This window comes from Planomonospora corallina (assembly GCF_042650625.1).
GTDB lineage: Bacteria > Actinomycetota > Actinomycetes > Streptosporangiales > Streptosporangiaceae > Planomonospora_B > Planomonospora_B corallina.
The window spans coordinates 328,426-340,906 of the sequence record NZ_JBHSBM010000023.1 but is presented as its reverse complement, the minus strand read 5'-3'; the positions used below and the strand labels follow the sequence as shown (position 1 = coordinate 340,906).

Below are 12,481 nucleotides of genomic sequence, written 5' to 3'. Positions count from 1 at the left end.
CCCGGACAGCGGGCGCGGCGGGCCGGACGCCCCTCCCGGGCACGAGGGGGGTGCCGGCGGGAGGGGCCCGCCAGGACGGGGAGCCCCGGTGAGGAACGGCTCACCGGGGCACGGGGCCTACTCGGCGCTACTTGGCGGCGAAGTTCTGGGTCCAGTAGATCTGGCCCTTGGCGTTCTTGGCCGCGCCGACGCCGATGAGGTTGAAGGAGCAGTTCATGATGTTCTTGCGGTGCCCATCACTGTTCATCCAGCCGCTGACCACGGAGGCCGGGTCCCGGTAGCCCATGGCGATGTTCTCCGCCATGCCCCTTCCTCCGGTGAAGCCCGCCGCCGCGATCCGCTGCCAGGGGGAGCGGCCGTCCTTGGAGGTGTGGTTGAAGTAGTTCTGGGCGGCCATGTCGGCCGAGTGGCCGTAGGCGGCCTGGCGCAGCTGCGGGTCGTGCTTGAGAGGACCGCAGCCGCCCTTCGCCCGCTCGATGTTCGTCAGGCGCACGACCTCGTTCTCCTCGGCGGTGCCGACGGTGCCGGGGGCGGTGGTCGGCGGCGTCGCGGGGGGCGGCGTGGCCGGCGCCGAGGTCGTCGGCTTGGGCGCCGAGGCGGTCGGCTTGGGCGCGGGGGGCGGCGTGGCCGGCGCGGACGTGGTCGGCACGGGGGTGGCGGGCGCGGTCGTCGGGGTGGTCGGCTTCGTGGTGGAGGCCGGCGGGGTCGGCACGGGGGTGGTGGGCACGGGGGTGGCGGGCGCGTTCGTCGGCGCGCCGGTCGGGGATCCCGTGGTGGTGGGGGAGGGCAGGCTCGGGATCGAGCAGGAGAGCCGGACCGGGATGGACCTGGCCTGGTTGCCCCGGTAGTCGATGACCTCGGCGTAGTAGGTGCGGAAGTTCTTGCTGCACTTCAGGCGGATGGAGAGCTGCCCGTTGGCGACGCCGCGCAGGGCGCCGCTCTTGACGGTCCGGTCGGGGCCGCGCTGGGCGCTCTTGAGGCGGATCCGGAACAGAGAGGTGGTGTCGCAGCCGTTGCGGGCCGCGGTGACCTCGATCTGCCCGCCGGGGACGACATAGGGGGCGCTCACCGACACGCCGCACAGGTTCTGCGGGGCGGGCGGGGCCGTCGCGGCGTTGGCCGCCGTGGCCGGGGTGCTCAGTGCCGCCAGACTCCCGAGACACGCGAGTGCTCCTAGCGGTCTGCGCATAGGGGGTTCCTCCAGAGGGATGGACGCTGGATGGGTCCGAATTCTGGCCCTCTGACACACGTCTTGTCACGAAATTACGGACAAAAATCTGAGATGCCGGTAAACCAAAGTGATCTCTGAAGCGTCCAGCGGCGGTGTTGGACCGTTTCCGACCAGGCGCATTACGGCTATCGGCATGTCCGGAACCCCAGGGGAAGATCAGGAAAATTTTTTGGGGAACGGGCGGCCGGGCGCAGGCGCGCGGGCCCGGGCGCCCCCTCCCGGAGGGTCGTCCCGGGCCCGCGCGTCCCTGTCCGGCGGGCGGGGCGGAAGGGGACCTCCTCCCCTTCCGGCGCCCGCGCCCGGGTCACTGCCGGGCGGCGAAGTTCTGGGTCCAGTACGGGGTGCCGTCGCTCTTCTTCGCCATGCCCACGCCGATGTGGGTGTAGGCGCAGTTCATGATGTTGGCCCGGTGGCCGGAGCTGTTCATCCAGGCCGTGACCACCGCGGACGGTGTGCGCTGGCCCCAGGCGATGTTCTCGGCCCAGCGCCGGGCCCCGGTGAAGCCGGCCGCCCGGATGCGGTCGATGGCGGTCCGCCCGTCCTTGGAGGTGTGGCTGAAGTAGTTGTTGACGGCCATGTCGCGCGAGTGGTCGTAGGCGGCCCTGCGCAGGTAGGGGTCGTGCGTGAGGGCGCGGCATCCGCCCTGCTGGCGGCGGGCGTTCGTCAGCCGTACGACCTCGTTCTCCTCGGCCGTCCCCACGCCGCCCGCGGGCGTCGGGGCCGCGAAGGGCGCGGCGGGTCTCACCGCGGGGGCCGCGGGGGCCTCGGCGGCGCCTGCGGCGAGGGCGGGAGTGCTCAGGGCCGCCAGGCTCCCGAGGCACGCGAGTGCTCCGAGCGATCTGCGCATGTCGGTCCTCCATCCTCCTAGATGGCTCAAACCGGATAAATCCCTCATTCCGCCCAGATGGAACGTCTCGCGTGGAGAGTTTGTGACAAAAGTGCGTCTAGTGATATAGAGCGTCGAAGATGCATATTTCCGGACAAAGTGGTGTGGCGAGGTGAGCTGGACCGGTCCAGAAAGGAGGGGGCCCGTAGGTCTACCGAGCGGACACTTGGTGGGATTCAATGTGATGATGATCACACGGGCACCCGTTCCCCCCGCCCTCACCGTGCCGCGCGGCGTGCGCCTCGGCTACGGTGTCGGCTCGGTCTGCACCGCCACCTTCGGCACCGTCCCGGGCCTGCTGCTGCTGTTCTACATGACCAACGTGCTCGCCGTCCCGGCCTGGATCGCGGGCATGGTGGCCTTCCTCCCCAAGGTCTGGGACGTCGTCATCAACCCCTGGGTCGGTCAGCGCTCCGACCGGACGGTCTCCCGGTTCGGCGCCCGGCGCCCCTGGATGCTGCTGGGCGCGCTCACCCTGCCGCCGGCGTTCGCCGCGACGTTCGCGGGACCTCCGCTCACCGGCCTGTCCGCCGCGGCCTACGTCACGGTCTGCTATCTGCTCACCGCCACGGCCTACGCCTTCTACGAGGTCCCCTACAAGGCGATGCCCGCCGAGATGACCGGCGACTACCACGAGCGCTCGGCGATCCTGCAGTGGAAGATGGTCTTCGTCGGGCTCGCGATCCTGCTCTCCGGCGCCGTGGCGCCCATGATCGCGGGCACGACGGCGTCCGGCTACCGGCTCATGGGGCTGGTCGTCGCCGGGGTGCTGCTCGTGTCGATGCTGACCGCCTTCTTCGGCACGGCCCGCGCCCCTGTGGTCATCCGGGCCGAGGCAGAGCCGTCGCTGCGGGCGCAGTTCGCCGCGGCCCGCACGAACCGGCCGTTCATGCTGCTGCTCGCCCTGAGCTGCGCCCAGATGTTCGCCGCGGGGACGCTGCTGGCCGGCGCGCCGTACCTGGCGACCTACACGCTGGGCGACTCCGGCGCCACCAGCACGCTCCTGCTCTGCATCGTCGGGCCGGTGCTGGTGACGATGCCGGGGTGGGTCGCCCTGTCGCGGCGCTACGACAAGCGCGGGGCGATGATCCTCGCCTCGGTGCTGTACACGGCCGGCGCCGTCGCGCTGGTGCTGACGCAGGAGTTCGGGCCGGTCTACGCGCACGCGTGCGTGCTCGTCATCGGCGTCGGCTACGCGGGCCTGCAGCTCCTGCAGTTCTCGATGCTCTCCGACGTGATCGCCCACGACGCGGCGGTCACCGGCAGGAACCGCGCCGGGGTGTTCACCGGGCTGTGGACGGCGGCCGAGACCGTGGTCTTCGCGTTCGGCGCGCTGGTGTTCGGCTGGCTGCTGGGCGCGGCGGGCTTCGTGGAGTCGGACGCGGGCGCGCTGGTGGAGCAGCCCGAGGCGGCGGTCCGGGCCGTGCTGTACGGCGGCACGCTGATCCCCGCCGTCGTCGCGGCGGTCAGTGCCGTGCTGACCTGGCACTACCGGCTGAACGAGGAGGAGCTCAGGTCGGCTGGGGCGTGACCACCACGAACGCGCAGTCTCCGAAGGAGATCACGTCGCCGGGCCGGACCTTCGCCGGCCCGACCAGCCGCCAGTCGTTCAGCCGGGTGCCGTTGAGCGAGCCGAGGTCGACGAGGACCCAGTCGCCGGAGTCGCGGCGGAGCTCGGCGTGGATCCGGGAGACGGTCAGGTCGGCCAGGACCAGGTCACAGGCCGAGCCGCGGCCCACGACGTAGCGGGTGCGGGCGTCATCGGGCAGGGCCAGCTTGGGCAGCCGGGGGCGGCGCCAGGCCGACTCCACCCGCGTGGTGAAGTCGGAGATCGAGGAGACGACCTCGGTCACCAGGCGGCGGAGCCGTCCGCGCTGCGGCAGGTCGGCGACCAGGTGATCGAGCTCGCCCTGGTTGCGGGCGCGCAGGGCCATGTCGACGCGTCCGAGGAACGTGTCGTGCGACAGGCGCCCCTCGACCGCGCGGTCCCGGAGCTCGCTGATCGCACGCTCACGGTCCCCGTCGGACGCGCGGGCCGGGGGATGCGTCGAGCTCATCCCTCGAGTATCGGTCCCAACCCCGACCCCTGTCCAGAATATGCGGATCTTCCACGCCGCTTGCCGTGACCATACCGAGTATGCATACTCAGTATCCATGGCGATCCGAGAAGGTCTGCTCGCTCTGCTCAGCCGGGGTCCCCGCTACGGCTACCAGCTGCGCACCGAGTTCGAGGCGTCGACCGGGGCGATCTGGCCGCTCAACATCGGCCAGGTCTACACGACGCTCTCGCGCCTGGAACGCGACGGTCTGGTGACCGGCGGCGAGCAGGACGCGCAGGGCCGGGTCGTCTACACGATCACCGAGGCCGGTCGGGCCGAGATGGAGCGATGGCTCGGCACCCCCGTCGCCCAGTCCGACCGGCCCCGGGACGAGCTGGTCATCAAGCTCGCGATGGCGGTCGCGGCCCGCGCCGACGTGCGCCCGGTCATCCGGGCCCAGCGCACCGCGACCATGCGCACGCTGCAGGAGCTCACCCGGGCCAGGAGGGCGAGCGACCGAGAGCCCGCCCGGCGGCTGGTGCTCGACTCGCTGATCTTCCAGGCCGAGGCCGAGCAGCGCTGGCTCGACCACTGCGAGGCCGTGCTCGCGGCCTCCACCCGCACGCAGGAGACGCCGGAGGCTCCCCCCGCAGATCCCGGGGCCTCCCCGCACGAGGAGTTCTGATGAGTGTCGATCCGGTCGTACGGCTGGCGGACGTGAGCCGCGTCCACGGTGACGGACCGCAGGCCGTGCACGCCCTGCGCGGTGTGAGCCTGGAGGTGGCCGCCGGGGAGCTGGTGGCGGTGATGGGACCGTCCGGGTCCGGCAAGTCGACCCTCCTCAACGTGGCCGGCGGGCTGGACGCGCCCACCTCCGGCACGGTGACCGTCGAAGGGGTGCCGCTGGCCGGCCTGGCGGCGAAGGAACTGGCCGCGCTCCGCCGCAGGCACGTGGGCTACGTCTTCCAGGACCTCAACCTGATCCCCTCACTGACCGCCGCCGAGAACGTCATGCTCCCCCGGGAGCTGGACGGGGTCCGGACGGGTCAGGCACGGCGCGAGGCGCTGGAGATCCTCGCCGAGGTCGGGATCGCCGAGCCCGGCCGCTTCCCCGACGAGCTCTCCGGCGGCCAGCGGCAGCGGGTCGCCATCGCCCGAGCCCTGGTCGGCGAGCGGCGGCTGATCCTGGCCGACGAGCCCACCGGCGCGCTGGACACCCCCACCGGGGACGAGGTGCTCGGCCTGCTCCGCGCCCGCTGCGACGCCGGCGCGGCCGTGCTGCTGGTCACCCACGAGCCCCGCTACGCCGCCTGGGCCGACCGGGTGGTCTTCCTGCGCGACGGCGAGATCGCCGACTCCACCGCCCCGGCCCTGGAGAGCGCCCGATGAGCGCCGGCCGGACGGTGCGGACGGACCCGGCGGGCGAGCGGGCGGACGGCACCGCGGACGGCGCCGGGGAGCACCGTCCCGCTGGCGCCGCCCGGAAGGACGCGCGCTCCCCGCTGGCCGCCCTCCTCGCCGCCCTGCGCATCTCCCGCCGGGACGCCCTGCGGGCCAGGGGCCGCAGCGCCCTGATCATGGTCATGGTCGGCCTGCCGGTCCTCGCGGTCACCGTCATGCTCACCTGGTACGCCACCGAGGACCTCACCCTGTCCGAGCGGCTGCCCATGGAGCTCGGCTCGGCCGACGCCCGGCTGGAGGACACCCGGGAGGCGGGCCCGGTCCGGCAGGGCGAGGACGGTCTGCACTGGCAGCCCCGCGGCCAGGAGCCGCCCCGGCCGCCCCGGAGTCAGGCGGAGGTCCAGGCTTTGGCCGGGCCGGGCAGCCGGGTGATCCCGATGAGCGAGGACTTCCGGAGTTACTGGCGGGGCGCCGCCTACAGCGAGGTGGCGGTGCACGAGGTGGACCTGCGGGACCCGATGACGGAGGGCATGTTCCCGCTGCTGTCCGGGCGCTACCCGGAGAGCGCCGACGAGGTCGTGGTCACCGGCTCGGTGGAGGCGGGCATCGGCACGACGCTCCGCTACCGCCACACCCGCGACGACGTGCCCAAGCGGGTGGTGGGGATCGTGCGGGAGCAGCCCCGCGAGTACGGCCGGACGGTCGTCGGCCTGCCCGGCGGCCTGATCCCCGCCGATGCCGAGGCCGCGGCCAGGCGGTACTGGCTGCTGGACGCACCGGCGCCGGTCGGCTGGGAGGAGACGCTCCGGCTCAACCGGGCGGGGCTGGCCGTGCTCTCGGGCACGGTCCTCGCGGACCCGCCCCCGGCCGGTGACGGGCCGCGGGACGCCCTCGCCGACTTCCGGCACGTCGGCGGCGCGCACGCGCTCCTGTACCCGGTCCTGGTGGTGACCCTGCTGGTGATCGAGGTCGCGCTGCTGGCCGGGCCCGCCTTCGCCGTCGGCCTGCGCCGCCGCCGCCGGGAGCTGGCGCTCCTCGCCGCCCAGGGCGCCTCGGCCCGCCACCTCAAGCTGGTCGTGCTGGCCGACGGGCTGACCCTGGGACTGGCCGGTTCCGTGCTCGGCGCCCTGCTCGGCGTCGGCGCGGCCCGGGTGGCCGTGTCCGCCGCCGGCGTCTGGCCGGACGGCGGGCTGGGACCGTTCGAGGTGCCGGTGGGGCTGGTCGCCCTGACCGTGGGGCTCGGCGTGCTCAGCGCGGTGGCGGCGGCGGTGGTGCCCGCCGTGCAGGCGGGCAGGACGAGCCCGGCGGCGGTGCTCGCCGGCCGGCCGCCCCGGCCGCGGGACCGGGCCGGATGGCCTCTGCTCGGGCTGCTCCTGACGGCGGCGGGGACGGGGGCGACGGCCTACGGCAGGGCGGAGACCGAGTGGATCCTCGGCGGCGCGGTGCTCGGCCTGCTCGGACTGGTCCTGCTGGCCCCGCTGCTGGTCAAGCTCGCGGGCGGGCTCGCGGGCGCGCTCCCGCTCCCGCTCCGGCTGGCCGTCCGCGACGCCGTCCGCAACCGGGGCCGTACGGCTCCAGCCGTGGTCGCGGTCATGGCCGCGGCGGCCGCCTTCAGCACGGTCGCGGTGACGGAGGCCAGCACCGAGCGCTCCCGCGTGGAGCGGTACCGCCCGGCCTACCCGGTGGGCACCGTGGCCGTCCACGGCGACGACGTCACCGAGGAGTCCTGGCAGAAGATCCGGCAGATCGTCGAGCGGGCGCTCCCCGGCGTGCCGCTGGTGGAGGCGTACCAGGCGGTCGACGACGCCGGCCGGATCGTCCACTTCGACCGGGAGGACGGGCGCTGCGAAGGCTGCTCGTTCAGCGTGGGCCCGCTCGGCGAGCTCCCCGTGGGCGGCCCCGCCCTGCTCCGCTTCCTGCTGGGCCGCCCCGACCCGGCGGCCGAGGCGGCGCTGGCGGAGGGCAAGGCGGTGATCTTCAACCCGGCGGCGGTCCGCGACGGGAAAGCGCGTTTCCACATCTGGACCCAGGCGCTGTCCGGTACGGGCGAGCCGAAGGAGGTCAGCCTGCCCGCGACCACGGCCGCCGTGCGGGGACCGTCCACGGTCCTCGGCGTGCTGCCGCTCTCCGCGCCCGCCGAGGCCGGGCTGGAGGCCAGGCTCCACCACCTCGTCGTGGACCCGGCGGTCACCCGCCTCACCCCGGAGCAGGCGCGGGGGATCGACGCCCCGGTGCGGGCGGTCACCCCCAACGTCGCGGTCCGCCTGGAACGCGGCGTACCGGAGAACCGCCCCGACACGACTCGGTTCCTGTGGATCATGGCGGCGATCACCTCGGTGGTGATGCTCGGCGGCACGTTCACCGCCGCGGGCCTGGCCCTCGCCGACGCCCGTCCCGACCTGGCCACGCTCTCCGCGGTCGGGGCGCGGCCGCGGACCCGGCGGCTGGCCGCGGCGGGCCAGGCGCTGTTCATCGCCGGCCTCGGGGCCCCGCTCGGCCTGCTCGTCGGGCTGGTCCCGGGCCTCGCCCTGGCGATCCGGCAGGGCGAGGCCCGGGACCGGGTGCTGGAGGTGGCGCTCAACGGGGTGCCGCTGGAGCGGGCGGAGACGGCGCTCGCGGTGCCCTGGCCGGTGCTGCTGACGGTCGGTCTCGGCCTGCCGCTGCTGGCGGCGCTGGCCGTGGCGGTCTGTACCCGGACGACGGTGACGCTCACCCGCCGGATCGCCTGACCGCCGCCCGCGGTCCCTCCCCGGGCTCCGGGGAGGGACCGCGGGCCAGGCGCTTGCCGTCCGTGCTCCGGGCGGAGAGGCAGTCCTACGGCAGGGTGATGCGGATCTTGGACTGCTTGTGCGGGAGCTCCTCCCAGTCGTCCATGAACTTGGCGGTCAGGCCGTACTTGGCGGCCAGGTCCACCAGCGTCTCGGTCCGGTAGTAGAAGTCCTCGCGCAGCACCTGGTGCTCGCGGCCCTCGGTCCGGTCGAAGGTGAAGTCGAACCAGCCGCCGGGCCGCATGACGCGGCCCACGTGGGCGAAGCACTCCTCGATCACGTGCAGCGGGGAGTGGGAGAAGACGCTGTGCGCGTGCACCACGTCGAAGTACGCGTCGGGCAGGAACTCCAGCTTCAGGTCCAGCACCGGGGTCAGGTGCGGGAGCTTGTCGCGCAGGCCGTAGGAGACGAGGGTCCTCTGGGCGGCGACGAGGATGTCGGGGGAGATGTCGATGCCGTAGTAGCCGCCGGTGTCGAGATAGTCGATGAACAGGCGGCCGGCGCGCAGGTTGCCGCAGCCGATCTCCAGCATCCGGTGCTCCGGGCGCAGGCCGTGCCCGACCAGGTAGTCGAACTGCATCTGGCCGAGGGCGAGCCAGCGCTCGTGCGTCTTGCTGCCCACCGCCGCCTCGGGGTTGCGCGCGGTGTCCGACTTCATGACGGCCCGGTAGTAGCCGATGTGGTCGCTGGTGCGCAGCCGGAACCAGGTGTCCCTGGCCAGTCTCTTCACGTGGGGGACGATCCGGTCCGGATGCCGTACGGCATAGCGGAGCTGATGGATCGGATTGGAGCGGGTCATCTTCCGGGAAACCTCCGCGAGCCGGTACGTGCAGGTCGTCGGCGCCGCGGTGATGATGATCACCGCGGGGACGGCGGCCTGACCGGCCGGGAACGCACCGCGCCCGCGTGCCGCCGGACGGCCAGACCCGCCACGGCATGGTTACCAGAACCACCCCGGCCGGAGTCGTCAGCGCGGACCTGGGCGTTTCCAGGACGTAGACCGTCAAGTACGGCCGAGGCGGCCGTGCGCCGCGGTCCTCGGAGGGCCCCGGTGGGCCGGCCGCCCACGTCATCCTCGGCGTCCTCGCCGCCGCCGGCGGATGCCGCCGATCCGCGGTCACCCCGCCCCGGCGGGCGGCGATCAGTCCCGTACGTCGGCGCAGACCACGTGGGCGCCGATCTCGATCATGCGCTGCTCGCTGCGCGAGTCGGCGACCCGCGCCATGAGGATCGGCGCACCGCTCGCCGCCAGCTGCGGCAGCCGGGCGCGCACGCCCCGGTGCAGGTCCCGCACCACGTCCTCGGCCGCCGACATGTGCACCTTGACGTGCAGCATGATCCCGGGGGCTCCGGAGGCGGTGCGGGCCTCGGAGATCCACACGTGGTGGACGAGCGGGAAGTCGGTCAGGAGCTGCCCGATCGCCACTCGCAGCGCAGGCAGGATCGGATGGGTGCACCGCTTGTAGCCGGGGTCGACCATCTGCATCGGCCCCGACAGGTGGGGCCGGGGCGCGGGGATCCACGGCTGGGCGGAGGCGGTGGGCACGGGGGCCGGATGCGGAGCCGCGGGGACGGGCCGGACCGCGGGGAACGGGCCGCTCACGTGGCCCGACGCCGGGAACGGGTCGCTCGGCGGGCTCATCGGTCCCGCCGGGCCCACGGCCGAGGCGCGGGCGACCGTGGCCATCGCCCCGGTCGCGTACGCCGTCGGGGCCGTGCCCGACAGTGCCGGCGCGGGACCGGTCCGGGTCGAGCGCAGGTGCCGCTGGAGGTCCTCGATCGGTACGGCCGCGGCGGTGGGACCGGCCGCGTCGATCACGATCTCCCGCACGCCGGTGACGCGCTGGATGTCGAGGATGGTGTCGGCGTCGCAGGCCGACAGAGAGTGACTGCCGCGATGCCGTGCGTAGGTGCTCTCGGAGGTGTATCCGAGCAGCACCCGCTCACCGGTCTGCGTCGTCCCCAGGACGACGGAGCGGTCCGGTCGCACGGCAACCAGGAGTCCCCCTTCGGCAAGCGCCGCCAGCAGCCGTTGCGGGCCGCCGTGCCGCGCGAGCACATCGCCGAGAGCGGGGTTGCCGATGCTCATATGACGAACGATAGGTAGAGGACCACGGCTTATGAGGGTAATCGTGAAGATTTATCGCAGCAATACCAAGTTGAAGGTTCCATGCATGAGATTCGCGGGGATGGGTACCGATCTCCGTTCGCCGGGCGGGAGGGTCCCTGTCCGGCGGGCGGGGTGACACCACGGTGACGCGCCATCGCGACGTCACGGTGACGCCGCTGTGACGTGACGGTGACGCCGGAGTGACGCCGAAGTGGCGCCGCCGGAGCGCCCTGGGTGATGTCCGGGCGGCGTCCGGCCCGTGTCCGGCACACGTCCGGAGGTGATCTCCGTCTCGGATCGCGGGACACTCGTGAACGCGTTCACAAGCGCAGATAGACTGCGTGAGGTCCGGTGCAGCCCTTCCCGTCTCGTAAGGAACCACCAGTGAACAAGCCCGTCGTACTGGTCGCAGAGGAACTCTCCGAGGCCGGTCTCGCGGTCCTGGGCGCGGATTTCGAGGTCCGCCACACCGACGGCGCCGACCGCGCCCAGTTCCTGCCCGCCCTCGCCGACGTGGACGCGCTCATCGTGCGCAGCGCCACGCAGGTGGACGCCGAAGCCATCGCGCACGCGCCGAAGCTCCGCGTCGTCGCCCGCGCGGGCGTCGGCCTGGACAACGTGGACGTGGAGGCCGCGACCAAGGCCGGCGTCATGGTCGTCAACGCGCCCACCTCCAACATCACCAGCGCCGCCGAGCACACCGTCGCGCTGATCCTCGCCTCCGCCCGCAACGTCGCCCAGGCGCACGCCGCGCTCAAGGGCGGCGAGTGGAAGCGCTCGAAGTACACCGGTGTGGAACTCGACGAGAAGGTCGTCGCCATCCTCGGCCTCGGCAAGATCGGCCAGCTCGTCGCCCAGCGCCTGCAGCCGTTCGGCGTCGAGCTGATCGCCTACGACCCCTACCTGCCGCCGGCCCGCGCCGCGCAGATGGGCGTGCGCCTGGTCTCGCTGGAGGAGGCCCTGCGCGAGGCCGACTTCATCACCGTGCACCTGCCGAAGTCCAAGGAGACGATCGGGCTCATCGGCGACAAGGAGCTGCGCATCGTCAAGCCGACCGCGCGCCTGATCAACGTCGCCCGCGGTGGCATCATCGACGAGAACGCCCTCTACGCCGCGATCAAGGAGGGCCGGGTCGCCGGCGCCGGCATCGACGTGTTCCCCAAGGAGCCCGTCACCGACAGCCCGCTGTTCGAGCTGGACCAGGTCGTCGTCACCCCGCACCTGGGCGCCTCCACCCACGAGGCCCAGGAGAAGGCAGGCACCCAGGTGGCGCGGAGCGTGAAGCTCGCCCTCGCCGGGGAGTTCGTGCCGGACGCGGTCAACGTCCAGGGCGGGGCCGTCGCCGAGGACGTCAAGCCGGGCCTGCCGCTGGCCGAGAAGCTCGGCCGGGTCTTCACCGCGCTGGCCGGGGAGGTCGCCACCAAGCTCGACGTGGAGGTCCGCGGCGAGATCGCCTCCCATGACGTGCGCGTGCTGGAGCTGGCCGCCCTCAAGGGCGTCTTCACCGACGTGGTCGAGGATTCCGTCACCTACGTCAACGCGCCCCTGCTGGCCAAGGACCGCGGCCTGGAGGTGGAGCTGGTCACCAGCTCCGAGAGCCCCGACTGGCGCAACGTGGTGACCGTGCGCGGCGTGCTGGCCGACGGCCGCACGGTCTCGGTCTCCGGCACCCTGTCCGGCCCGCGGCAGATCACGAAGATCGTCGAGGTCAACGGCTACCAGATCGAGATCGAGCCGACCGACCACCTGTCGTTCTTCACCTACTCCGACCGCCCCGGCGTGGTCGGCGTCGTCGGCCGCGTCCTGGGCGACCACGGCATCAACATCGCCTCGATGCAGGTGGCCCGGCACGCCAAGGGCGGCAAGGCCCTCATCGCGCTGACCGTGGACACCGCCATCCCCTCCGACGTGGTCGAGCAGATCATCGGTGAGATCGGCGCCGAGAGCGGCCGATCGGTCGCCCTGGCCGAGTAGCCACGGTCGAGTAGCCACGGCCGAGTAGCCACGGCCGAGTGACGCCCCTGCTCCACAGGACGGCCGCCGCCC

10 protein-coding genes are annotated in these 12,481 nt (G+C 73.0%); 5 read left to right on the top strand and 5 right to left on the bottom strand.

The features are described from left to right. Nucleotides 1-127 precede the first annotated feature (127 nt). Nucleotides 128-1,189, bottom strand: a complete 1,062-nt coding sequence (locus tag ACFOWE_RS20845; protein ID WP_377290299.1) for a CAP domain-containing protein — start codon at nucleotides 1,187-1,189, stop codon at nucleotides 128-130. A gap of 346 nt (nucleotides 1,190-1,535) precedes the next feature. After that, nucleotides 1,536-2,078 (bottom strand): CAP domain-containing protein, encoded by a 543-nt coding sequence (locus tag ACFOWE_RS20840; protein ID WP_377290297.1) that lies wholly within the window; start codon nucleotides 2,076-2,078, stop codon nucleotides 1,536-1,538. Nucleotides 2,079-2,301: 223 nt separating this feature from the next. On the opposite strand from ACFOWE_RS20840, the gene ACFOWE_RS20835 reads away from it, so the two are divergent. Then, nucleotides 2,302-3,648, top strand: a complete 1,347-nt coding sequence (locus ACFOWE_RS20835; protein WP_377290295.1) for an MFS transporter — start codon at nucleotides 2,302-2,304, stop codon at nucleotides 3,646-3,648. On the opposite strand, the gene ACFOWE_RS20830 is transcribed toward ACFOWE_RS20835, so the two are convergent. Then, complete coding sequence (locus ACFOWE_RS20830) at nucleotides 3,629-4,174, bottom strand: FHA domain-containing protein (protein ID WP_377290293.1); 546 nt, start codon at nucleotides 4,172-4,174, stop codon at nucleotides 3,629-3,631. The two genes, ACFOWE_RS20835 and ACFOWE_RS20830, sit on opposite strands and share 20 nt — an antisense overlap. 97 nt (nucleotides 4,175-4,271) lie before the next feature. On the opposite strand from ACFOWE_RS20830, the gene ACFOWE_RS20825 reads away from it, so the two are divergent. Genes ACFOWE_RS20825 through ACFOWE_RS20815 form a run of 3 tightly spaced genes read left to right on the top strand, consistent with a single transcriptional unit; the run spans nucleotide 4,272 to nucleotide 8,286 of the window. Further along, nucleotides 4,272-4,841: a PadR family transcriptional regulator gene (locus ACFOWE_RS20825; RefSeq protein WP_377290291.1), complete on the top strand. Its 570-nt coding sequence runs from the start codon at nucleotides 4,272-4,274 to the stop codon at nucleotides 4,839-4,841. After that, nucleotides 4,841-5,545 (top strand): ABC transporter ATP-binding protein, encoded by a 705-nt coding sequence (locus ACFOWE_RS20820; RefSeq protein ID WP_377290289.1) that lies wholly within the window; start codon nucleotides 4,841-4,843, stop codon nucleotides 5,543-5,545. Before ACFOWE_RS20825 ends, ACFOWE_RS20820 begins: the two co-directional genes overlap by 1 nt. Further along, on the top strand, nucleotides 5,542-8,286 hold the full coding sequence (locus ACFOWE_RS20815) for an FtsX-like permease family protein (protein WP_377290287.1): 2,745 nt from the start codon (nucleotides 5,542-5,544) through the stop codon (nucleotides 8,284-8,286). Before ACFOWE_RS20820 ends, ACFOWE_RS20815 begins: the two co-directional genes overlap by 4 nt. 85 nt (nucleotides 8,287-8,371) lie before the next feature. On the opposite strand, the gene ACFOWE_RS20810 is transcribed toward ACFOWE_RS20815, so the two are convergent. Beyond that, nucleotides 8,372-9,124 carry a class I SAM-dependent methyltransferase gene (locus ACFOWE_RS20810; RefSeq protein ID WP_377290285.1) on the bottom strand — a complete coding sequence of 251 codons (753 nt, stop codon included), beginning with the start codon at nucleotides 9,122-9,124 and terminating at the stop codon, nucleotides 8,372-8,374. Nucleotides 9,125-9,466: 342 nt separating this feature from the next. Further along, complete coding sequence (locus ACFOWE_RS20805; RefSeq protein WP_377290283.1) at nucleotides 9,467-10,414, bottom strand: hypothetical protein; 948 nt, start codon at nucleotides 10,412-10,414, stop codon at nucleotides 9,467-9,469. A 405-nt stretch (nucleotides 10,415-10,819) separates the two neighbouring features. Between ACFOWE_RS20805 and serA the strand changes: the two genes are divergently transcribed. Then, on the top strand, nucleotides 10,820-12,409 hold the full coding sequence (gene serA / locus ACFOWE_RS20800) for a phosphoglycerate dehydrogenase (RefSeq protein WP_377290281.1): 1,590 nt from the start codon (nucleotides 10,820-10,822) through the stop codon (nucleotides 12,407-12,409). The last annotated feature ends 72 nt before the right edge of the window (nucleotides 12,410-12,481 follow it).

Bases quoted from the DNA above. Each gene is read 5' to 3' on its own strand.
- ACFOWE_RS20845 (WP_377290299.1), bottom strand. From the start codon at position 1,189: ATGCGCAGACCGCTAGGAGCACTCGCGTGTCTCGGGAGTCTGGCGGCA.
- ACFOWE_RS20840 (WP_377290297.1), bottom strand. From the start codon at position 2,078: ATGCGCAGATCGCTCGGAGCACTCGCGTGCCTCGGGAGCCTGGCGGCC.
- ACFOWE_RS20835 (WP_377290295.1), top strand. From the start codon at position 2,302: ATGATGATCACACGGGCACCCGTTCCCCCCGCCCTCACCGTGCCGCGC.
- ACFOWE_RS20830 (WP_377290293.1), bottom strand. From the start codon at position 4,174: ATGAGCTCGACGCATCCCCCGGCCCGCGCGTCCGACGGGGACCGTGAG.
- ACFOWE_RS20825 (WP_377290291.1), top strand. From the start codon at position 4,272: ATGGCGATCCGAGAAGGTCTGCTCGCTCTGCTCAGCCGGGGTCCCCGC.
- ACFOWE_RS20820 (WP_377290289.1), top strand. From the start codon at position 4,841: ATGAGTGTCGATCCGGTCGTACGGCTGGCGGACGTGAGCCGCGTCCAC.
- ACFOWE_RS20815 (WP_377290287.1), top strand. From the start codon at position 5,542: ATGAGCGCCGGCCGGACGGTGCGGACGGACCCGGCGGGCGAGCGGGCG.
- ACFOWE_RS20810 (WP_377290285.1), bottom strand. From the start codon at position 9,124: ATGACCCGCTCCAATCCGATCCATCAGCTCCGCTATGCCGTACGGCAT.
- ACFOWE_RS20805 (WP_377290283.1), bottom strand. From the start codon at position 10,414: ATGAGCATCGGCAACCCCGCTCTCGGCGATGTGCTCGCGCGGCACGGC.